The 20,027-nt window shown below is 60.8% G+C and carries 23 protein-coding genes; 5 read left to right on the top strand and 18 right to left on the bottom strand.

All coding sequences use genetic code 11. From position 1 onward, the window contains the following. Positions 1–3: 3 nt before the first annotated feature. On the bottom strand, positions 4–1,815 hold the full coding sequence (uvrC, locus tag KIG99_RS18825; protein ID WP_226461561.1) for an excinuclease ABC subunit UvrC: 1,812 nt from the start codon (positions 1,813–1,815) through the stop codon (positions 4–6). Positions 1,816–1,827: 12 nt separating this feature from the next. Further along, complete coding sequence (locus KIG99_RS18820) at positions 1,828–2,475, bottom strand: uracil-DNA glycosylase (protein ID WP_226461560.1); 648 nt, start codon at positions 2,473–2,475, stop codon at positions 1,828–1,830. A gap of 15 nt (positions 2,476–2,490) precedes the next feature. Here KIG99_RS18820 and earP point away from each other — a divergent pair, with 15 nt between their 5' ends. The 4 genes from earP to KIG99_RS18800 all read left to right on the top strand — a co-directional run bounded on the left by earP (position 2,491) and on the right by KIG99_RS18800 (position 6,151). Next, positions 2,491–3,582 carry an elongation factor P maturation arginine rhamnosyltransferase EarP gene (gene earP, locus KIG99_RS18815; protein ID WP_226461559.1) on the top strand — a complete coding sequence of 364 codons (1,092 nt, stop codon included), beginning with the start codon at positions 2,491–2,493 and terminating at the stop codon, positions 3,580–3,582. Between the two features lie 38 nt (positions 3,583–3,620). Then, positions 3,621–4,178 carry an elongation factor P gene (efp, locus tag KIG99_RS18810; RefSeq protein WP_226461558.1) on the top strand — a complete coding sequence of 186 codons (558 nt, stop codon included), beginning with the start codon at positions 3,621–3,623 and terminating at the stop codon, positions 4,176–4,178. Between the two features lie 141 nt (positions 4,179–4,319). Beyond that, positions 4,320–5,270 carry an N-acetyl-gamma-glutamyl-phosphate reductase gene (gene argC, locus KIG99_RS18805; protein WP_226461557.1) on the top strand — a complete coding sequence of 317 codons (951 nt, stop codon included), beginning with the start codon at positions 4,320–4,322 and terminating at the stop codon, positions 5,268–5,270. 113 nt (positions 5,271–5,383) lie between these two features. Further along, complete coding sequence (locus tag KIG99_RS18800) at positions 5,384–6,151, top strand: hypothetical protein (RefSeq protein ID WP_226461556.1); 768 nt, start codon at positions 5,384–5,386, stop codon at positions 6,149–6,151. A gap of 10 nt (positions 6,152–6,161) precedes the next feature. On the opposite strand, the gene nagZ is transcribed toward KIG99_RS18800, so the two are convergent. From nagZ to rpoE, 13 genes are read right to left on the bottom strand one after another with little or no spacing between them, the layout of a single operon-like run. Continuing rightward, positions 6,162–7,169, bottom strand: coding sequence for a beta-N-acetylhexosaminidase (nagZ, locus tag KIG99_RS18795; RefSeq protein WP_226461555.1), 1,008 nt, complete (start codon positions 7,167–7,169; stop codon positions 6,162–6,164). Then, positions 7,166–7,543 (bottom strand): holo-ACP synthase, encoded by a 378-nt coding sequence (gene acpS, locus KIG99_RS18790; RefSeq protein WP_226443805.1) that lies wholly within the window; start codon positions 7,541–7,543, stop codon positions 7,166–7,168. Before acpS ends, nagZ begins: the two co-directional genes overlap by 4 nt. After that, entirely contained in the window at positions 7,540–8,295 is a 756-nt protein-coding gene (locus KIG99_RS18785) for a pyridoxine 5'-phosphate synthase (RefSeq protein WP_226461554.1), read from the bottom strand. Before KIG99_RS18785 ends, acpS begins: the two co-directional genes overlap by 4 nt. Further along, the gene (recO, locus tag KIG99_RS18780) at positions 8,292–9,020 is read right to left on the bottom strand and encodes a DNA repair protein RecO (RefSeq protein WP_226461553.1); all 729 of its coding nucleotides are present in this window, start codon (positions 9,018–9,020) and stop codon (positions 8,292–8,294) included. Before recO ends, KIG99_RS18785 begins: the two co-directional genes overlap by 4 nt. After that, positions 9,017–9,901 carry a GTPase Era gene (gene era, locus KIG99_RS18775; protein WP_226461552.1) on the bottom strand — a complete coding sequence of 295 codons (885 nt, stop codon included), beginning with the start codon at positions 9,899–9,901 and terminating at the stop codon, positions 9,017–9,019. The genes recO and era overlap by 4 nt, the downstream gene beginning before the upstream one ends. After that, the gene (gene rnc / locus KIG99_RS18770) at positions 9,898–10,566 is read right to left on the bottom strand and encodes a ribonuclease III (RefSeq protein WP_226461551.1); all 669 of its coding nucleotides are present in this window, start codon (positions 10,564–10,566) and stop codon (positions 9,898–9,900) included. Before rnc ends, era begins: the two co-directional genes overlap by 4 nt. A gap of 6 nt (positions 10,567–10,572) precedes the next feature. Then, the gene (locus KIG99_RS18765; protein WP_226461550.1) at positions 10,573–10,923 is read right to left on the bottom strand and encodes a DUF4845 domain-containing protein; all 351 of its coding nucleotides are present in this window, start codon (positions 10,921–10,923) and stop codon (positions 10,573–10,575) included. Positions 10,924–10,933: 10 nt separating this feature from the next. Further along, entirely contained in the window at positions 10,934–11,722 is a 789-nt protein-coding gene (gene lepB, locus KIG99_RS18760; protein WP_226461549.1) for a signal peptidase I, read from the bottom strand. Between the two features lie 11 nt (positions 11,723–11,733). After that, positions 11,734–13,524 carry a translation elongation factor 4 gene (gene lepA, locus KIG99_RS18755; RefSeq protein ID WP_226461548.1) on the bottom strand — a complete coding sequence of 597 codons (1,791 nt, stop codon included), beginning with the start codon at positions 13,522–13,524 and terminating at the stop codon, positions 11,734–11,736. Between the two features lie 60 nt (positions 13,525–13,584). After that, positions 13,585–13,830: a glutaredoxin family protein gene (locus KIG99_RS18750; protein WP_226461547.1), complete on the bottom strand. Its 246-nt coding sequence runs from the start codon at positions 13,828–13,830 to the stop codon at positions 13,585–13,587. Continuing rightward, the gene (locus KIG99_RS18745) at positions 13,831–15,240 is read right to left on the bottom strand and encodes a DegQ family serine endoprotease (protein WP_226461546.1); all 1,410 of its coding nucleotides are present in this window, start codon (positions 15,238–15,240) and stop codon (positions 13,831–13,833) included. A 21-nt stretch (positions 15,241–15,261) separates the two neighbouring features. Next, positions 15,262–15,702 carry a SoxR reducing system RseC family protein gene (locus KIG99_RS18740; protein ID WP_226461545.1) on the bottom strand — a complete coding sequence of 147 codons (441 nt, stop codon included), beginning with the start codon at positions 15,700–15,702 and terminating at the stop codon, positions 15,262–15,264. Beyond that, the gene (gene rpoE / locus KIG99_RS18735) at positions 15,699–16,298 is read right to left on the bottom strand and encodes an RNA polymerase sigma factor RpoE (protein WP_226461544.1); all 600 of its coding nucleotides are present in this window, start codon (positions 16,296–16,298) and stop codon (positions 15,699–15,701) included. Before rpoE ends, KIG99_RS18740 begins: the two co-directional genes overlap by 4 nt. 114 nt (positions 16,299–16,412) lie before the next feature. Between rpoE and nadB the strand changes: the two genes are divergently transcribed. Continuing rightward, positions 16,413–18,050, top strand: a complete 1,638-nt coding sequence (gene nadB / locus KIG99_RS18730; protein ID WP_226461543.1) for an L-aspartate oxidase — start codon at positions 16,413–16,415, stop codon at positions 18,048–18,050. On the opposite strand, the gene KIG99_RS18725 is transcribed toward nadB, so the two are convergent. The 3 genes from KIG99_RS18725 to acpP all read right to left on the bottom strand — a co-directional run bounded on the left by KIG99_RS18725 (position 18,025) and on the right by acpP (position 20,025). Beyond that, positions 18,025–18,459 carry a protein YgfX gene (locus KIG99_RS18725; protein WP_226461542.1) on the bottom strand — a complete coding sequence of 145 codons (435 nt, stop codon included), beginning with the start codon at positions 18,457–18,459 and terminating at the stop codon, positions 18,025–18,027. The two genes, nadB and KIG99_RS18725, sit on opposite strands and share 26 nt — an antisense overlap. A gap of 21 nt (positions 18,460–18,480) precedes the next feature. Further along, the gene (gene fabF, locus KIG99_RS18720) at positions 18,481–19,716 is read right to left on the bottom strand and encodes a beta-ketoacyl-ACP synthase II (RefSeq protein ID WP_226461541.1); all 1,236 of its coding nucleotides are present in this window, start codon (positions 19,714–19,716) and stop codon (positions 18,481–18,483) included. 72 nt (positions 19,717–19,788) lie between these two features. Then, on the bottom strand, positions 19,789–20,025 hold the full coding sequence (gene acpP, locus KIG99_RS18715; RefSeq protein WP_203466564.1) for an acyl carrier protein: 237 nt from the start codon (positions 20,023–20,025) through the stop codon (positions 19,789–19,791). Positions 20,026–20,027: the final 2 nt, after the last annotated feature.

The following is a 20,027-nucleotide window of genomic DNA, read 5'->3' as shown; positions in this document are numbered from 1 at the left end:
GGCTCAATGTAGCGCAGAATAGATTTTATCGGCCAACTCCCGGCTGACACCGGGGACTTCTGCCAGTTGCTCCGCACTGGCCGCGAGAACGCCGGGCAAGCCACCGAAACGTGCAACCAGTGCCTTGCGCCGGGCCGGGCCGATACCGGGCAGGCTTTCCAGCGTCGAAGTCTTGCGTGCCTTGCTGCGCCGGGCACGGTGGCCGGTGATGGCAAAACGGTGGGCTTCGTCGCGGACTTCCTGGATCAGGTGCAGGGCCGGGTGTTCCGGCGGCAATTGTAACGGCTCCCGCCCCTCAGGGAAAATCAGCGTTTCTAGCCCCGGCTTGCGCTCCTCGCCCTTGGCGACACCAAGCATCGGGATGTGCGTCAGGCGAAGATCGGCCAATGCCGCATAGGCCGAAGCGACCTGCCCCTTGCCGCCATCGATCAGGATCAGGTCGGGCGCCGTCCCCTCGCCGCTCGCGACCTTGTCGTAACGCCGGCTGACCGCCTGGCGCATGGCCGCGTAATCGTCACCCGGCGTTATGTCGCGCATGTTGAAACGGCGGTAGTCGGAGCGCTTCATGCCGTTACCCTGATAAACGACACAGGAAGCGACGGCGGCCTCGCCCATGGTGTGACTGATGTCGAAACATTCGATGCGCTCGATCGCCTCCGGCAACTGCAAGGCTTCCTGCAGCGCAGCGAGGCGTTGTTCCTGCTGCGCCGAGGCCTGGTTGCGCGCCAGGATGGCAAGCCGGACGTTCTGGAAAGCCATCTCGACCCAGGCCTTGTGCAATTCCGAGCGCCCTTCCTGAATCGGCACCGGACGCCCGGCCAGCTCGGCCAGCGCGCCTTCCAGCTCGCCCTTTTCATCAGCCGGCAAGGCCGGCGAAATGAGCAGGCGGGCCGGCGCCGGATGCATTGAGTAATGCTGGCGGATGAAGGCGGCGATGGCATCAACCGGCGTCGATTCGCCGGCATTGCTCGGGAACAGCGGCCGGTCGCCAAGATGACGTCCGCCGCGCACCATGGCCAGATTGACGCACAACTGCCCGGCTTCGCGCTGCGCGACGACGATATCGACGTCCTCGCCCTTGCTGCTCGAGACGAACTGCTTTTCCTGCACCTGGTGCAGCGACTGGATCTGGTCGCGATAGATCGCCGCCTGCTCAAAAGCGAGGCGCGCCGCCGCCTCTTCCATCGCCTGGTTCAGGCGCCTGGTGACTTCCTGCTGCTTGCCGAGCAGGAACATCGCCGCGAGCTGCACATCGGCCGCGTATTCCTCGGGCGAAACCAGATCGACACAGGGGCCGCTGCAGCGTTTGATCTGGTAGAGCAGACAGGGGCGCGAGCGATTGGCGAATACCGTGTCTTCGCAGGTGCGCAGACGGAACATTTTCTGCAGCAGGTGAATGCTGTCGCGCACCGCCCAGGACGACGGATACGGCCCGAAGTAATCGGCCTTGCGATCCGGGTTGCCGCGGTAGAAGCCAAGGCGCGGATAGTCGCCGCGCGTGACGACGATATAGGGATAGGACTTGTCGTCGCGAAACAGGATGTTGTAGCGCGGCGCCAGCGACTTGATCAGGTTGTTCTCGAGCAGCAGCGCCTCGGCTTCGGTGCGCGTCGCGGTCGTCTCGATATGGTCGATCTGGCTGACCATGTGCGCGATGCGCAGGCTCGGCAGGTTTTCCCGGAAATACGAGGTGACCCGCTTCTTGAGGTTTTTCGCCTTGCCGACATAGAGCACGACGTCGTTGGCATCGAGCATCCGGTACACGCCGGGCAACTCGGTCAACGAGGCAAGAAAGGCCTTGTGGTCGAAACTCATCGCCGCGAAGACTCAGCGCAGATGCGTCTGGATGCCGGCGAACACCGCCTCGAAGCTTTCACGCGACAGCCGTCCGGTGCGCCAGTTGTAGCCGCTGCAGTGGTAACTATCGACGAGCAGGCGCCCGTCCGGCAACTGATGCGTGACGTTGTGCCCGAAGACGTGCTCCTTGAGTTTTAGGCCGTAAGCCCAGAGCAACGCCTGGTGCGCGACGCCGCCAAGGGCGACGATCACCTGCAGATTCGGCATGGCAGCCAGCTCAGCTTTGAGATGACCGTTGCACTGGCGGATTTCGGCGGTCACCGGCTTGTTGGCCGGCGGCAGGCAGCGCACGGCATTGGTGACGCGGCAATCGGTCAGCTGCATCAGCGGGTTGGCCCATTTGTCGGCGCCGAGCGGCTCGGCGACGCTGGCGAAACCGAAACGATGCAGGGCCGGATAGAGCAGTTCGCCGGCAACGTCGCCGCTGAACGGTCGACCGGTGCGATTCGCCCCTTTTTCGCCCGGCCCGAGACCGACCACCAGCAGGCGCGCGCTGAGCGGACCGAAGGCCGGCACTGGCAAGGCATGCCAGTCGGGGTCGCGCTGGCGGATCATGGCGAGGTGCGCAGCAAGGCGCGGACAGGCGACGCAGTCCTGAGGATCTTTGAATTCTGGCATGGCGGGAATGTTAGCATGGCGGCCATGCAGCGAGTCTGGGACATCTTTTGCCGGGTCATCGACAACTACGGCGACATCGGCGTGTGCTGGCGGCTGGCCAGGCAACTGGCCGGCGAACACGGCATCGCCGTCCGCCTCTGGGTGGATGAGCCGGCCAGCCTGCAGGCGCTCTGCCCGGCCCTCGATTGCGCGCAGGCCAGCCAGACGGTTGACGGTATCGAGGTCCATCACTGGACAGAGCAATCCACCTTCGAGTCGGTCGGCGACGTCGTTATAGAGGCCTTCGCCTGCGAACTGCCGGCCAGCTATGTCCAAGCGATGGCCGCCGCAACGCCCAAGCCGCACTGGATCAATCTCGAATACCTGAGCGCCGAAAACTGGGTCGAAGGCTGCCACGCCATGGCGTCGCCCCACCCGACCCTGGCGCTGACCAAGCACTTCTTTTTCCCCGGTTTTACGGCGTCGACCGGTGGCCTGCTGCGCGAACGCGATTTGCTGGCCCGGCGCGCCGCTGCGCAGCAAACCCAGGCGAGTAGCCCGGCCCTGCAAATCAGCATGTTTTGCTACGACACGGCGCCACTCGGCGAGTTGCTCGACCAGATGGCCGCAACGCCAACCCCCATCGTCTGCCACGTCCCGCCCGGCAAGCCGCTGGCGGCGGCGCAGGCGCATCTCGGCGGCAGCGGCCCCTGGCAAATCAATCAACTGCGCGTCGAACCGATTCCCTTCCTCAGCCAGGACGATTACGACCGCCTGCTCTGGCGCTGTGACATCAATTTCGTGCGCGGCGAGGACTCCTTCCTGCGCGCCCAGTGGGCCGGCCGTCCCTTCGTCTGGCAGATCTACGAACAGAAGGAAGCGGCCCACCTCGACAAGCTCGAAGCCTTCCTGCAGCGGTACACCGCCGATTTTCGCGAAAAACCTGGGAAGGCCGTCCCCGCCATGTTCCGCGCCTGGAATACCGGCAAAAATGTGGCGACAGCCTGGGACGACTTCCTTGCCGCGCGCGCCGAAATCGGCGAGCAAACCGGACGATGGACGCAAAAGCTCGCCGAACAGCCGGATTTGGCGACGAGGCTCGTCAAATTCTGTTCTCCCAAGGTATAATCTAACGCTTTAATTTTTCAGCTTTTCGGGAATCCAGAATGAAGACCGCACAGGAACTCCGCTCCGGCAACGTGATCATGGTCGGCGCCGACCCGCTCGTCGTCCAGAAGACCGAGTACAACAAATCCGGCCGCAACGCTGCGGTCGTCAAAATGAAGCTCAAGAACCTGTTGACCGCTGCGGCTTCCGAAGCCGTCTACAAGGCCGACGACAAGTTCGAAGTCGTCGTGCTCGACAAGAAGGAAGTGACCTACTCCTACTTCGCTGACCCGATGTACGTGTTCATGGACGCCGACTACGAGCAGTACGAAGTCGAAGCCGAAAACATGACCGACGCGCTGAAATACCTGGAAGACGGCCTGGCTTGCGAAGTTGTTTTCTACAACGGCAAGGCCATTTCCGTCGAATTGCCGAACAGCGTCGTGCGCGAAGTGATCTACACCGAGCCGGCCGTCAAGGGCGACACCTCGGGCAAGGTCATGAAGCCGGCCAAGCTGGCTACCGGTTTCGAACTGCCGGTTCCGGCCTTCGTCAGCATCGGCGACAAGATCGAAATCGACACCCGCACCGACGAGTACAAGAACCGCGTCAAGTAATCCGCGGCTTTACCGGCAGTGCAATCGGGCAGCTTCGGCTGCCCGCTGTTTTTTGTGGCGCAGAAACCCTCCTTGTCGTCAAAGCGACATGTTTTTCTGCCAGAATTCCACCTTCGAACAACAACAAACTCCGGATTCAAGATGACCTATAAAGTCTTTGTCGACGGCCAGGAAGGCACCACCGGCCTGCAGATCAACGAATACCTCGGCAAGCGCGCCGACATCACGCTGCTCAAGATCGATGCCGACAAGCGCAAGGATCTGGCCGAGCGCAAGCGCCTGATCAACGAATCCGACGTCACCTTCCTGTGCCTGCCGGACGATGCGGCCAAGGAGTCGGTCAGCCTCGTCGACAACCCGAACACCTGCATCATCGACGCATCGACCGCGCACCGGATCAACCCGGACTGGACCTTCGGCCTGCCCGAACTGGCCCCGGACCAGCGCGCCAAGATTCGCGCCAGCAAGCGCATCGCCAATCCAGGCTGCCACGCCTCGGCTTTCATCCTGGCGCTCAAGCCGCTGGTCGCCGCCGGCCTACTGCCGGTCGACACGCAAATTGCAGCACATTCCATCACCGGCTACTCAGGTGGCGGCAAGAAGATGATCGCCGACTACGAGGCAGCCAGCGCCAACCCGACCGAACTCAAGGCACCGCGCCCCTACGCGCTCGGCCTCGCCCACAAGCACCTGCCGGAAATGTGCGCCTACACCGGGTTGACCGTCGAGCCGATCTTCCAGCCCATCGTCGGCCCCTTCTACAAGGGCCTGACCGTGACCGCCTTCCTGCAGCCGCAGCAATTCACCCGCCCGGCAACGCCGGCCGAGGTACAGAAGATCATCGCCGACTACTACGCCGGCGAAGCCTTCATCAATGTTTTGCCGGTCGATCTCGAGAGCACGACCGAAGGCGGCTTCTACAACGTCGAAGCCAACAACGACAGCAACCGCGTGGACATCGCCGTCTTCGGCAATGCGCAGCGCATGCTGCTCATGGCGCGCCTCGACAATCTCGGCAAGGGCGCCTCCGGTGCCGCCGTGCAGGCGATGAACGTGCATCTTGGCGTCGAGGAAAGCCTCGGCCTGGTCTGAGCGCTCGCGCTCCGAAAAACCCGTCGGTCGACGGGTTTTTTTATGCCTTTTTGCCCGCCGATCGGGCGGCCGGGTCGTTAAAATACGCCCTCTTCCGAAAACACCGACCCACCATGAATCCTTCTGCCCCCAGCCTCCCCGTCGACCAACTTGCCGACCTGGCCGATCGCGACAGCCAGCGCCTTGCCGCCCGCCTGGCACAGGAGGTTTTCTCGTCCGTCTTCCGCATGGCCTTTTCGACCAGCGAAGAAGAACAGGGCAAGACGCTGGGCGAAGTCACCGCCCATCTGCTCGAATGGAGCCGCAGCGCCGCCAGCCCGGAAGCCGGCACCCTGCGCCTGGCACTGCTGGTCAGCGGTCTCGACCAATGGGGCCTGGCCTATACGCAGACCTTCAACCTGACCGCGATTCCGGCCCTGAGCGCCCTGCTCGGCGCCCTGCGCAGCCAGCTCGATGCCCGCGCCGATGCCTTGTTCCAGGGGTATTTCCAGCAAATCGAGGAAATCGAAACCGATGCCATCGACTTCAAGGTCGATCTGCGGCGCGGCATCCATCTGGCGCTCTGGCACGCGCTGATTGCCTGCGAAACCACCGATGAGGCACATTCCATCGCACAGGTGCTGGGCAGCCTGATGCTGACCCTGAACCAGCGCATGCCGGCCCTCGGCTGGCGCCTGCTTGCCGATGCACTGGCCCACATCCAGATTTATCTGCTCGACGACGATGGCAAGATCGGCGACATCGGCCGCCAGGGCACGCAGCAACTGCTCGCGGCACTGAGCAAGGCGCTACCGCAAACGACTTACCAGGCCATCCAGCGCCAGAGCAGCCAGGTCATCCTCGGCTGGCAGCAGGCGCGGCGTAGCGGACAACCTTCCTGAGTTTTTGCCCTCAGGCCGTCAGCGCGGCGACCTGCGCCAAGGCAGCAAGGTAGGCCGGATCAGTCAAGGCCATCACCGGCTGCTGCGGCAACAGTTTTCCGACCCGCGGCCCGCGCCGGGCATCGATCTGTGGCTGCCAGTTGTCGAGCACCAGGGCGACTGAATCCGGCGCATTGCAAACGAGCAGCATGTCGCAACCGGCAGCATAGGCGGTCTGCACCCGGGCCAGCATGTCGCCGACCACGCCAGCACCGGCCATCGACAAATCGTCGGTAAAAACCACGCCATCAAACTTGATGTCGTTTCTCAAGTAATCAATCCATTTACTTGAAAATACGGCAGTATTGCAATCGAAACACTCGTAGATGACGTGTGCCGCCATGACCGCATCGAGCGCCAGACGGCGATACGGCAGCAGGTCTTCCTGCATCGCATCCAGTGCCCGGTCATCGATCGGCAACTCGACGTGCGAGTCGGGAATCACATAACCGTGCCCCGGATAATGCTTGCCGCAATTGCCCATGCCGGCAGCGTGCAGGCCCTCGCCGAGCGCGCTGGCGAGCGCGATCACGACCTCCGGATCACGATGGAAGGCACGATCGCCGATCACCCGCGACGGGCCGTAATCGAGGTCGAGCACCGGGGTGAAGGAATAATCTACGCCACAGGCACGCAGCTCCGCGGCCAGCACCAGGCCGGCCGCGCGCGTCGCCTCCAGGCCAGCGGCGGCATCACGCTGGTACAACTCGCCCAGCGTGCGCATCGCCGGCAGGCGCGTGAAGCCGTCGCGGAAACGCTGCACCCGCCCGCCTTCGTGATCGACCGCAATGAGCAGGCGCGGCTCGCGCAGCGCGTGGATTTCATCAGTCAGCGCGGTCAACTGCTCGCGCGAGGCAAAATTGCGCGAGAACAGGATGATGCCGCCAACCAGCGGATGGCAAAGACGCTGCCGGTCGAGATCGGTCAGCGTCTGGCCGGCGATGTCTATCATCAGCGGACCATAGGGCAAGGCGCTCATGCGTGCTCCAGAATGACGTAGGCGACGGCGTACTCGGCTTCGTCGCTGATCGAGAGATGGGCCTTCAGGCCGCGGTTTTGCATCATTTCGGCGAGTTGACCGGTAAACAGCAGGGACGGCTTGCCGAGTTCGTCGTGTCCGACCGCGATCGCCGGCAATACGGCCGGCGGACTGATGCCGGTGCCGAGCGCCTTGCCGAAGGCTTCCTTGGCAGCAAAGCGCTTGGCCAGGAAACGCCCCTTGTCGGCGGCACGCGCGAAATCGTCAAGCTCTTGCGGCGCCAGCAGCTTTTCCAGCGCCCGTTCGCCATGGCGTTCCCACATGCCGCGCAGGCGGGCCACCGCGGCGATGTCGGTGCCGATGCCGAATATCATTCGCCCCGCCCGGCCGCTTCGCGCATCAGCTGCTTCATTTCACGCACCGCTTCGCGCAGGCCGACGAAGACCGAGCGGCTGACGATGGCGTGGCCGATGTGCAGTTCGCGCACGCCGGCCAGGCGCGCGACCGGCTGCACGTTGTAATAGTTGAGCGCATGCCCGGCGTTGAAGCGCATGCCCAGCCCGCGGATCGCCTCGCCGGCGGCGCGAATCTTGGCGAGTTCGGCGAGCACGGCCGGTGCCTCGGCGTCGCGGCCGCGCGCGTGGAAAGCGTGCGCATACGGCCCGGTGTGGATTTCGCAGACGCTGGCGCCGATGCGGGCTGCCGCTTCGATCTGCGGGATCTCGGCATCGATGAAGACGCTGGTCACGATGCCGGCATCGGCCAGACGACTGATCACGTCCTTGAGGCGAGCTTCCTGCGCCAGTACGTCGAGACCGCCTTCGGTGGTCACCTCGTGCCGACCTTCCGGCACCAGCATCGCCATTTCCGGCTTGAGGGCACAGGCAATGCCGACCATTTCGTCGGTCGCCGCCATCTCGAGATTGAGCTTGACCTGGGTCAGCTCGCGCAGGCGCCGCACGTCGGCATCCTGGATGTGGCGGCGGTCTTCGCGCAGATGCACGGTGATGCCGTCAGCACCGCCCAGATGCGCCTCGACGGCGCCCCAGACAGGATCGGGTTCGTAGGTCATGCGCGCCTGGCGCAGGGTGGCAATGTGGTCGATATTGACGCCAAGCTCGATCATAATTCCTGCAACTCCTTGAATATCTTGCGTGTTTCCAGTTCGACACCAGCCAGGTAATAGGCCATCAGGGTGCGCATCAGGGCCTTGGCCTCGCTGCGCGAACGCGGATCGGAAAAATCCTCGGCCGCCAGGTCGAGCAGGGTCTGCCCGCTGACAGTCTGGGCGGCCGCTTCGGCATGCTCGACGCGTACCGGCCCCTGCTCCATGCGGTAAGTGTAAATGCCTTCCGGCACGATGTGCTGACCCGAGCTGTCGTGCTCCAGGGTCAGGCCGTAGCCGAGTTCCTGCAGCAGCGCCTTTTCGAAGCTGCGCAGATCAGCCTCGCGCCCCTTGCCGGCGGGATCGGCCGCAAGCCGGGCGAGCATGTCCGCGTAGCGTTCGAACAGGTGCTCATGCGCATCCTCGCGCGGCAGCAGGTGCATCAGCAATTCATTGAGGTAATAGCCGCAGAACAGGGCTTCGCCGGAGAGCAGCGGCAGACCGCCTTGCCATTCGGCTTTCATCAGGGTCAGCACTTCGCCCTTGCCGGCCCAGCCCACCTCGATCGGCTGGAAGGCCATCAGCAGGCCGCGGATCGCGGCGCGCGGCCTGCGCGCGCCGCGCGCCAGCAAAGACATGCGGCCGAAATCGCGGGAAAAGACTTCAACGATGAGACTGGTTTCCCGGAACGGGATGGTGTGCAAAACGAAAGCCGGCTGGGCGTCGACCTTGCTGCGCGGGTTCATTCGTAACCGAGACTCTTCAGCAGGCGTTCGTCATCGTTCCAGCCGGATTTGACCTTGACCCAGATCTCCAGATAGACCTTGCCGCCAAACAGGCGCTCCATGTCCTGGCGGGCTTCGCTGGCGATGCGCTTGAGCGAGTCGCCGCCCTTGCCGATGACGATGGCCTTGTGCCCCTCGCGGTCGACGACGATGGCAGCAAAGATGCGGCGCAGGTTGCCTTCCATCTCGTATTTTTCGATTTCAACTGCGGTCGCATAAGGCAACTCGTCGCCGAGCAGACGGAAGACCTTTTCGCGGATGTATTCCGAAGCAAGGAAACGTTCGCTCTTGTCGGTCAGGTCGTCTTCCGGGAACATCAGGCCTTCGTTCGGCAGATACTTGCGCGCGGCCGCCAGCAAGTCTTCGGTCTGGCGCCCTTTGGCGGCACTGATCGGCACCACGGCAGCAAAATCGTAAGCAGCCGAGGCTTCGGCGACGAACGGGAATAGCGCCATCCGGTCCTTGATCTGGTCGGTCTTGTTGATGACCAGAATGACCGGCCTATCCTTCGGCAGCAGCTTGATGACCGCCTTGTCCTTGGCATCGAAATGCCCGGCTTCGATGACAAAGAGCACCAGATCGACGTCGGCCAGGGTCTGCGTAACGCCACGGTTCATCGTGCGGTTCAGGGCATTCGAGAACTTGGTCTGAAAGCCCGGCGTATCGACGAAAACGAACTGCGAATCGTCGGTGGTGACGATGCCGGTAACGCGATGCCGAGTTGTCTGCGCCTTGCGCGAGACGATACTGATCTTTTCGCCGACCAGACGGTTGAGCAGGGTGGACTTGCCGACGTTGGGACGACCAACGATGGCGATATAACCGGAACGGTATGTTTTCATGCCTTGAGTGCTTTCAGTGCGTTATCGGCGGCAACCTGCTCAGCGATGCGGCGACTGCTGCCGTGACCGATGGTGCGCAAGGGCGGATTATCTATTTCACAGGCCACTTCGAAGCGCTGCTCATGGGCAGCGCCGGTGGTTTCCAGCATCTGGTAGCGCGGCAGCGGCTTTTTCTTGCCCTGCAACCATTCCTGCAGACGCGTCTTGGCATCCTTCTGCGCTTGCCCCGGCCGTAGTTCATCGAACAAGGGCAGATAGAGGCGCGCAATCACCGCCTGCACCGCCACGAAGCCGGCATCGAGATAAATCGCGCCGAACAAGGCTTCCAGGGCATCGGCCAGGATGGAAGGACGCTGGCTGCCGCCGCTTTTCAGTTCGCCCTCGCCGAGCCGCAGACAATCGCCGACCCCGAGTTCGAGCGCCAGGCGATGCAAGGTGTCCTGGCGCACGAGATTGGCCCGCAGACGCGACAGGTCGCCCTCGGGCAAATCGGCAAAGCGCTTGTAGAGCGCGGAGGCAACAACGAAATTGAGCGCGCCATCACCGAGAAACTCGAGGCGCTCATTGTTCGGCGAACCAAAGCTGCGATGCGTCAACGCTGTCTTGAGCAGCGCGGCGTCGGCAAAGTTGTGACCAAGTTTTTGGGCAAGAGCCTGTGCACTCATCCCCGATTACTCAGCGGTCGACCCTTTGTATTCAATCAAAAGGCTGACATTCCAGAACAGGTGAATACGTTTTTCATAGGCAAATTCGATGACGATCTTGCCAGCATCCTTGGAGACATCAAGTTGATTACCCTTGAAGTCGAGATAATCGATTTCAGCAAAACGGTCAAAAGAAGCACGCACATCAGCCACAGTCGAGTCAGGCCCCATTTTGGCAACAACGGCCTTGCTGTCCTTCAGAATCTTGACGTATTCAATGACGGTCGGCGTCACTTTCATACCTAGAACAAGCACCAGCACCAGCACAACGCTCCAGAAAATCAGCCCGGAAAGGGCTACACCACGTTGATATTTCATTTTCAGTCCCTTATCTGAACGAGCCGATCCGGCTCAGATCGCTGAGATTCAACCAGATGAAGAAAGCCTTGCCGACGATATTCTCTTCCGGCACAAAACCCCAGGCCCGACTATCCCGGCTGTTGTCGCGATTATCGCCCATCATGAAGTAATGGCCGGCCGGCACCTTGCAAATTACGCCAGCGGCATTGTAAGTGCAATTTTCACGCTGCGGAAAACGTGCCGCATCGGCAATGAAAGCCGGCGCATCGGCATCGTTAAGCACACGATGTTCAACACCACCCATATTGGCTTGATATTGCTCGGAGAAGTACATTCGGTCGCGATGTTCGAAATCCTCGATTTTTTTCATGTCGACCGCCAGGCCATTGATCGTCAGGCGCTTGTTCTGGTAAGCCACGGTATCACCGGGCACACCAACCACACGCTTGATGTAGTCGAGCGAGGGATCTTCCGGATAACGAAAGACCATGACGTCGCCGCGCTGCGGATCGTTGATGCTGATGATCTTCTTGTTGATCACCGGCAGCCTGATGCCGTAGGCGAACTTGTTGACCAGAATGTAATCGCCGACCAGCAAAGTCGGAATCATCGAACCGGACGGAATCTTGAACGGCTCGAAGAGGAAGGAACGGAGCACGAATACGAGCAGGATGACCGGGAAGAAACCGGCGCCCCACTCCACCCAGAGCGGCTCCGGCGCATTTTTTGCACGCAATTTCCGGAATTTCAGCACGTCGACCGCATAGAGCGCACCGGTGACGAGGAGCAGAATGAAAAGGATCAGGGGAAAGTTCATCGTTCGGTTTCTTAGTTATCGACGCGCAACACGGCCAGGAAGGCTTCCTGCGGGATTTCCACACTACCAACCTGCTTCATGCGCTTTTTGCCGGCCTTCTGCTTTTCCAGCAGCTTCTTCTTGCGGCTGATGTCGCCGCCATAACACTTGGCCAGCACGTCCTTGCGCATCGCCTTGACGTTTTCGCGCGAAATGATGTGTGAACCGATGGCAGCCTGGATCGCCACGTCGTACATCTGACGGGGAATCAGTTCGCGCATCTTGCTTGCCAGCTCGCGGCCGCGATACTGGGCGTTGGAGCGGTGCACGATCAGCGACAGGGCATCAACCTTTTCGCTATTGATCAGGATATCGAGCTTGACCACATCGGCCGGGCGATACTCCTTGAAGTCGTAATCGAGCGAGGCGTAACCCTTGGAGCAGGACTTCAGCTTGTCGAAGAAATCCATGACCACTTCGGCCATCGGCATTTCATAAACCAGCTTCACCTGACGACCGTGGTAATGCATGTCGACCTGATTGCCGCGCTTCTGGTTGCACAGCGTGATGACGTTGCCGAGGTAATCCTGCGGCACGAAAATCGTGGCCGTGATAATCGGCTCGCGCACTTCCTCGATCTTGCTGACATCGGGCAACTTGGCCGGGTTTTCGATCTGGATGACACTGCCGTCGCGGTTGACGACTTCATAAACCACGGTCGGTGCGGTCGTGATCAGATCCTGGTCAAACTCGCGCTCCAGACGCTCCTGCACGATTTCCATGTGCAGCAAACCAAGGAAGCCGCAGCGGAAGCCGAAGCCAAGCGCCTGCGAAACTTCCGGCTCGTATTGCAGCGACGCATCGTTGAGCTTCAGTTTTTCCAGCGATTCGCGTAGCGAGTCGTATTGATTGGACTCGACCGGATACAGACCGGCAAACACCTGCGGCTTGATTTCCTTGAAGCCGGGCAACGGTGCTGCCGCCTTGCGATCCATGGTGGTGATCGTGTCACCAACCTTGGCTGCTTTCAGCTCCTTGATGCCGGAGATGACAAAGCCTACCTCGCCGGCGCGCAACTCGCTGCGCGACACCGACTTCGGCGAAAACACACCAACCTGCTCGCACAACTGCTGCGCACCGGTCGCCATGAAAAACAGCTTGTCCTTCGGACGCATCACGCCATCGACGACGCGCACCAGCATGACCACGCCCACGTAGTTGTCGAACCAGGAGTCGATGATCAGGGCCTTGAGCGGTGCGCTTGCATCGCCCTTCGGCGCCGGAATGCGGGCCACTACGGCTTCGAGGATATCCTCGACACCGAGACCGGTCTTCGCCGAAGCGAGCACGGCGTCGGTCGCATCGATACCGATCACGTCCTCGATTTCCTGGCGGGCATTGTCCGGATCAGCCGACGGCAGGTCGATCTTGTTGAGCACCGGCACGACCTCGACATCAAGATCGAGCGCCGTGTAGCAATTGGCCACGGTCTGTGCCTCGACGCCTTGCGAAGCGTCAACCACCAGCAGCGCACCTTCACAGGCCGACAGCGAACGCGAAACCTCGTAGGAGAAGTCGACGTGTCCCGGCGTATCGATCAGGTTCAGGTTATAGACCTTGCCATCGCGCGCCTTGTAGCTCAGCGAGGCAGTCTGCGCCTTGATGGTGATGCCGCGCTCGCGCTCGATATCCATCGAGTCGAGAACCTGGGCTTCCATTTCACGGTCGGAAAGGCCACCACAAAGATGGATGATGCGATCAGCCAGCGTCGACTTGCCGTGGTCGATGTGGGCGATGATGGAGAAATTACGGATGTGATCCATTGATGCTAGTAAAAAAGGGCGCTTTTCCGGCGCCCTTCCCTGTTCAGAAGACCCTGTATTTTAGCGGATTCCAGCCAAATATTCACGAGTTTTGGCCTCATCCAGGAAGTAATGACAAAGCTCGGTATCGGCATGCAGCAAAACCGGCACCAGTTCATCGTACCTGGCCTCAAGCAGCGGATCGGCATCGACATCGACCACCTTGAGAACGGCGCCGAACTCGGCCAGCAAGGGCGCGAGCGCCACCTCCATATCGTGACAGAGATGGCAATAGCTGCGACTAATCAGGGTTAGCTCAACAGACACTCACAAACCCTTGATGGTGACAAAGGTCTGAATCTCGCCACGCCGGATCAGCAAGGTCACATTGCTGCCCTTGTCGAACTGGGCAAGCAGCTTGTTGAATTGGTCCACCGACCTCACCTCGGTGGTCGCCCCTTTGCTGATCACGGCAACAATGACATCACCGGGACGCAACTCGCCCCGCCCGCCAGAACCGCGCACATCCTCGATCAGCAGACCGGAATTCAGCCTGAGATCACGCTTTTGCTCGACGGACAACTCGGAGACCACCAGACCAAGGCGATTAGCCGCCGGCTCGGCCGGCTTGGCATTGCGCAACGGCCGCCCATTCGCCTGCCTGTCATCAACAATCTCGCCGACCGTGACCGACACTTCGCGCAGCGCACCCTTGCGCCAGATCTGCACAACAGAACGGGTACCGGGTCGGGTCGCGGCAACCAGGCGCGGCAAGTCAGCCGAATTGCCGACATTCTTTCCATCAAACCTGAGAATGACATCACCGGGCTCCAGGCCCGACTTTTCCGCCGGCCCACCCTTCTCCACCGCATTAACCAAGGCGCCAACCGGCTTACTCAAGCCGAGCGAATCGGCCAACTCTTTGCTGACTTCCTGGATGACCACACCAAGGCGGCCGCGGCTGACCTTGCCTGATGCGCGCAACTGCTGTTGGACATCCATCGCCACATCGATCGGAATGGCAAACGAGACACCCATATAGCCGCCGCTGCGGCTGTATATCTGCGAGTTGATGCCGACCACTTCGCCACGCATGTTAAACAGCGGCCCACCCGAATTGCCAGGATTGATCGCCACATCGGTCTGGATGAAAGGCACGTAGTTTTCCTGGGGCAGCGAGCGCCCCTTGGCGGAAACAATGCCCGCCGTCACGGAATTGTCAAAACCGAATGGTGATCCGATCGCAACCACCCATTCTCCGACCTTCAATTGCGCCGGATCGGCCAGTTTGACCACCGGCAAATTACCAGCCTCGATCTTGATCAGCGCAACATCGGTCCGCTTGTCGGCCCCGACAATCTTTGCCTTGAATTCACGCTTGTCGGTCAGACGCACCGTCACTTCGTCAGCCCCGTCGACCACATGGGCATTGGTCAGAACATAGCCATCCGGGCTGATCAGGAAGCCGGAACCCAGCGACTTGTTCTCGAATTCGCGCGGCGCACCACCACCGGGATGCCGGGGAATGAAACGCTTGAAAAACTCGAAGGCCGGATCATTCTCGTCAAACGGAAAAGGCGTGCCTGCAGCACTGCGCTGCACCTGCGTCGTACTGATATTGACCACAGCCGGACCCTGCTTTTCAGCCAGCTCGGTAAAATCTGGCAAGCCGCGTGTCTGGGCAAAAGCAGTGGTACATGCAAAGCAAAGGGAGAAAACAGCCAGCCAGCGTTTCATGAGCGCTTGCCTCCTGATCGACTAGGAACGGGAAATGATGTGCGGTCGCCCGGCGGGATCGGCATTGATTTCGCGCGAGCGGTACCGAACATAAGCCAGCGAAACAAGCATGCCAAGCGCAGCCCCCGACATGGCACCAGCATCACCGGCCACCTGCATACCAAGCACTGCACCCAAAATAATCGCCAACAAGGGAATGCCGTAAGCCAGGTTGGCCGTACGCCTGACGCTACCTGCCGCCACGGCGATGGTCACGCTATCGCCAACGGCTGCACCAAGCGAATTCTCGGCGCGATAAGTCTTCGGCGAACTGCAGAACATCTGCGTCAGATGCTGCCCGCCACAACCACCCTCTTCGTGACAGCGCCCGCAGCCACCTTGGGCGACCTCGACAATGGCATCCGCGCCATCCAGTGCACGCACAACGGCACGAATGGTTGCCGGCTCTTCAACCACGCTCACCACCGTCGATCCGGCGCAATGTCGAGCAAGGGACGCAGCTTGCCGGCAACCGCTTCGCGGGCGCGGAAAATGCGGGAACGTACGGTACCAATCGGGCAATCCATGATGCCGGCAATCTCCTCGTAGGACATGCCTTCGATTTCACGCAGCATGATGGCGGTACGCAACTCTTCGGGCAGCGCATCCATCGCCGCATTGACCGTTTGTCCGATCTGCTTGGAGAGCAGCAAGCTTTCCGGCGTATTGATATCGCGCAATTGACTGGCATCCTCGAAGTTTTCAGCTTCTTCGGAGTCGAACTCGGTCGAGGTTGGCGCCCGCCGACCCTGCGAAACCAGGTAGTTTTTGGCGGTATTGATGCCGATCCGGTAGAGCCAGGTGTAAAAGGCACTATCGCCACGGAAGGACGGCAAAGCACGGTAGGCCTTGATGAATGCTTCCTGGGAGACATCCTCGACCTCTGCCTGGTCGCGAATGAAACGCGACAGCAAACGTCCCAGCTTGCGCTGGTATTTGCTCACCAACTGGTCGAAGGCGCGCTGATCTCCGCCTTGCGCCCGCTCGACCAGCACCTGGTCGACTTCGCGCTCACTCATGGATTGTGGGTTCCCTGGGGATATTCATTGGTCTGTTTGTGGGCCGCAGTATAACGCAGCCCATTTCGGGCAGAGGATAGGTAATTATCCTTAATTGTGACACTCTGTAACGGGATGAATCGTTTTTCACATGCTATATTTCGAGCAAAACAATTACCCTTCAAGAGAACAGCCGTGCAGAATTTTGATGTCCTGATTATTGGCAGCGGTCTGGCCGGCCAATCCGCCGCCCTTCGCCTGGCCAAGCATTGCCGGGTTGGACTAATCAGCAAACGCAACCTCGAAGACTCGGCGTCTGGCTGGGCCCAGGGCGGCATCGCTGCGGTTCTCGACAGCAAGGACTCCATTGAAGCCCACATCCAGGACACACTGGTTGCCGGCGCCTGGCTCAACGATGAGCCCGCCACCCGTTTCGTCGTCGAAAACGGCCGCCACGCCATCGAATGGCTGATCGAGCAAGGCGTCCCCTTCACCAAGGATGAAGCGGGTTACCACCTGACCCGCGAAGGCGGCCACAGCGCCCGCCGCGTCATTCACGTCGCCGACGCGACCGGCCTGGCCGTGCAGGACACGCTGACCAAGCAAGTCCGCGCCACCCCGAACATCACCGTTCTCGAACACCATATCGCAATCGACCTGATCACCGGCGACAAGCTGGGCACCGGCGAAAATCGCTGCTTCGGCGCCTACGTCCTGAACAGCCGCAGCGGCGAGGTCATTACCGTCAGCGCAGCGAATACGCTGATTGCCACCGGCGGCGCCGGCAAGGTCTATCTCTACACGACCAATCCCGACACCTCGACCGGCGACGGCATCGCCATGGCCTACCGCGCCGGCTGCCGCGTTTCGAACATGGAATTCATCCAGTTCCATCCGACCTGCCTGTACCACCCGCAGGCCAAGTCCTTCCTGATTTCCGAAGCGGTACGCGGCGAAGGCGGCCTGCTCCGCCTGCCCGACGGCACACGCTTCATGCTCGAGCATGACGAAAGGGCCGAACTCGCCCCGCGCGACATCGTCGCCCGTGCCATCGATTTCGAAATGAAAAAACGCGGCATCGACTGCGTCTATCTCGACATCTCGCACAAAGGCGAGGATTTCATCCGCGAGCACTTCCCGAATATCCATGCGCGTTGCCTGGAACTCGGCATCGATATCGCCTGCGACCCGATTCCCGTCGTCCCGGCCGCCCACTACACCTGTGGCGGCATCGTCAGCGACCTCAAGGGCCGCACCGACGTGGCCGGACTGTACGTTGCCGGCGAAGCCTCATGCACCGGCCTGCACGGCGCCAATCGTCTGGCTTCGAACTCGCTGCTCGAATGCCTGATTTTTTCCGAGGCAGCGGTCAACGACATTCTCGCCAGCAAAACCGGAAAACAACCGGCGCTGCCGCGCTGGGACGAAAGCCGCGTCACCGACGCCGACGAGGAAGTCGTCATCTCGCACAACTGGGACGAACTGCGCCGCTTCATGTGGGACTACGTCGGCATCGTGCGCACCACCAAGCGCCTGAAACGCGCCAAGCACCGGATCGGCCTGCTGATGCGAGAAATCGACGAGTTCTACGCCAATTTCCGGGTCAGCCACGACCTGATCGAGCTGCGCAACCTGGTATTCACGGCCGATCTGATTGTCCGCTGCGCCATGCAGCGCAAGGAAAGCCGCGGCCTGCACTACTCCCGCGACTATCCGGAAATGCTGCCCAAGGCAAAAAACACCGTGCTCAAGCGGCGTCGTCCGCGCCGCTGAAATCCGCCCGCCAGCGCAGGAACACCCTGAGCCGGCGGAAATCTTCCCTTTTCAGGCTGTCGACCGTCAAGCACAGGATGCAGACGCGCCCGGCCACACTCCGCAGGCGCAATACGGTCAACCAGGGATGCACCGTTGCGCCGGGAAGGAGTTGCGCAGCCGCGAACTCGCCATCGCCGCTCGGCAGGGAAATCACCCCGTTCGCCTCAAGACGGATCGCCGGACAACAGGGTTGGCGATAGCGCCACAGCCAGGCAAGCAGCACGGCTGCCAGCAGGGAAATTGCCGCAAAAATAGCGGTCGACCGCTGAAAAAGGAATAAAACCAGGATGGTCAGCAAAACCAGAAAAACAAAAGCGCCGACCAGAAAACGCGAACGGTGCAGTCCGATGGTGATCGGAAACTGCACCGCTCTATCCCAAACGCTAAATCAGATGCGCTTGAAAACCAGCGAACCGTTGGTTCCGCCGAAGCCGAAGTTGTTCTTCAGCGCGACATCAATCTGCATCGGGCGTGCCGCGTTGGCACAGTAATCCAGGTCACACTCCGGATCCTGATTGAAGATGTTGATGGTCGGCGGCGAAATCTGGTTGTGGATGGCGAGCACCGTAAACAGCGACTCGATCCCCCCCGCACCGCCCAGCAGATGGCCGGTCATCGACTTCGTCGAATTGACCACCAGCTTGTAGGCCGCTTCACCAAAGGCCTGCTTGACCGCCTCGGTTTCGTTCTTGTCACCGAGCGGCGTAGACGTACCGTGCGCATTCAGATACTGGACATCGCCCGGGGCGACACCGGCATTCTTGAGCGCATTGAGCATCGAACGACGCGGACCGTCGGTATTCGGCGCGGTGATGTGATAAGCATCGCCACTCATGCCATAACCAGCCAGTTCGGCGTAGATCTTGGCGCCACGGGCCTTGGCATGCTCGTACTCTTCGAGAACCATGACCCCGGCACCCTCGCCCAGCACGAAACCGTCACGATCCTTGTCCCACGGACGACTGGCCGTGGTCGGATCATCGTTGCGGGTAGACAGCGCGCGTGCCGCACAGAAACCGCCCATGCCTAGCGGCGAAACGGTCGATTCGGCACCACCGGCAACCATCACGTCGGCATCACCGTACTCGATGATACGGGCAGCATCACCGATCGAGTGCGTACCCGTCGTGCAGGCGGAAACCAGGGCGATATTCGGGCCCTTGAAACCAAACTGGATCGACAGGTTGCCGGAAATCATGTTGATGATCGAACCGGGAACGAAGAACGGCGAAACCTTGCGAATGCCGCCGGCGGCGTATTCGACCTGGGTTGCCTCGATCAGCGGCAGACCGCCGATACCGGAACCGATGGCGACACCGACACGCTCGAGGTCGACCACATTTTCCTTGTCCAGACCGGCGTCACGCACGGCCTGAATGCCAGCCGCCAGGCCGAAATGGATAAAGTCATCCATGCGCCGGGCGTCTTTGGCCGAAATATAATTAGTGATGTCAAAGTTCTTTACTTCGCCGGCAATCTGGACCGGGAAGGTAGACGTATCGAACTTGGTGACGTGGGCGATGCCGGAGCGGCCAGCCAGAATATTCTGCCAGGCTTCTTCGACGGTATTTCCGACCGGGCTAACGATGCCCAGACCGGTGATTACGACTCTGCGACGTGCCAAGGTGCACTCCGAAAGCAAAAGTAGCAAGGCCGGCCATGGGGGCCGGCCTTGCCTGGGTCAACGAGAATTGAATTACTTCTTGTTGGCGAGGATGAAATCGACAGCCTGTTGAACCGTCGTGATCTTTTCAGCTTGGTCGTCAGGGATTTCGGTCTCGAATTCCTCTTCCAGAGCCATGACCAGCTCAACGGTGTCCAGGGAATCAGCGCCCAAATCGTCCACAAAGGAGGACTCGTTCTTGATGTCCGCTTCGTTCACGCCCAGTTGCTCGGCGACGATCTTCTTGACGCGCTCTACGATGTTATCCATTA

Origin of the sequence: Quatrionicoccus australiensis, assembly GCF_020510425.1 — a bacterium.
Classification (GTDB): domain Bacteria; phylum Pseudomonadota; class Gammaproteobacteria; order Burkholderiales; family Rhodocyclaceae; genus Azonexus; species Azonexus australiensis_A.
This window is presented reverse-complemented; position numbering and strand designations above follow the sequence as displayed.

Bases quoted from the DNA above. Each gene is read 5' to 3' on its own strand.
- KIG99_RS18785 (WP_226461554.1), bottom strand. From the start codon at position 8,295: ATGATCGAGCTTGGCGTCAATATCGACCACATTGCCACCCTGCGCCAG.
- rnc (WP_226461551.1), bottom strand. From the start codon at position 10,566: ATGAGTGCACAGGCTCTTGCCCAAAAACTTGGTCACAACTTTGCCGAC.
- uvrC (WP_226461561.1), bottom strand. From the start codon at position 1,815: ATGAGTTTCGACCACAAGGCCTTTCTTGCCTCGTTGACCGAGTTGCCC.
- argC (WP_226461557.1), top strand. From the start codon at position 4,320: ATGACCTATAAAGTCTTTGTCGACGGCCAGGAAGGCACCACCGGCCTG.
- nagZ (WP_226461555.1), bottom strand. From the start codon at position 7,169: ATGAGCGCCTTGCCCTATGGTCCGCTGATGATAGACATCGCCGGCCAG.
- KIG99_RS18800 (WP_226461556.1), top strand. From the start codon at position 5,384: ATGAATCCTTCTGCCCCCAGCCTCCCCGTCGACCAACTTGCCGACCTG.
- lepB (WP_226461549.1), bottom strand. From the start codon at position 11,722: ATGAACTTTCCCCTGATCCTTTTCATTCTGCTCCTCGTCACCGGTGCG.
- KIG99_RS18820 (WP_226461560.1), bottom strand. From the start codon at position 2,475: ATGCCAGAATTCAAAGATCCTCAGGACTGCGTCGCCTGTCCGCGCCTT.
- era (WP_226461552.1), bottom strand. From the start codon at position 9,901: ATGAAAACATACCGTTCCGGTTATATCGCCATCGTTGGTCGTCCCAAC.
- rpoE (WP_226461544.1), bottom strand. From the start codon at position 16,298: ATGAGTGAGCGCGAAGTCGACCAGGTGCTGGTCGAGCGGGCGCAAGGC.
- acpS (WP_226443805.1), bottom strand. From the start codon at position 7,543: ATGATATTCGGCATCGGCACCGACATCGCCGCGGTGGCCCGCCTGCGC.
- nadB (WP_226461543.1), top strand. From the start codon at position 16,413: ATGAATCGTTTTTCACATGCTATATTTCGAGCAAAACAATTACCCTTC.
- efp (WP_226461558.1), top strand. From the start codon at position 3,621: ATGAAGACCGCACAGGAACTCCGCTCCGGCAACGTGATCATGGTCGGC.
- lepA (WP_226461548.1), bottom strand. From the start codon at position 13,524: ATGGATCACATCCGTAATTTCTCCATCATCGCCCACATCGACCACGGC.
- earP (WP_226461559.1), top strand. From the start codon at position 2,491: ATGGCGGCCATGCAGCGAGTCTGGGACATCTTTTGCCGGGTCATCGAC.
- acpP (WP_203466564.1), bottom strand. From the start codon at position 20,025: ATGGATAACATCGTAGAGCGCGTCAAGAAGATCGTCGCCGAGCAACTG.
- recO (WP_226461553.1), bottom strand. From the start codon at position 9,020: ATGAACCCGCGCAGCAAGGTCGACGCCCAGCCGGCTTTCGTTTTGCAC.
- KIG99_RS18765 (WP_226461550.1), bottom strand. From the start codon at position 10,923: ATGAAATATCAACGTGGTGTAGCCCTTTCCGGGCTGATTTTCTGGAGC.
- KIG99_RS18745 (WP_226461546.1), bottom strand. From the start codon at position 15,240: ATGAAACGCTGGCTGGCTGTTTTCTCCCTTTGCTTTGCATGTACCACT.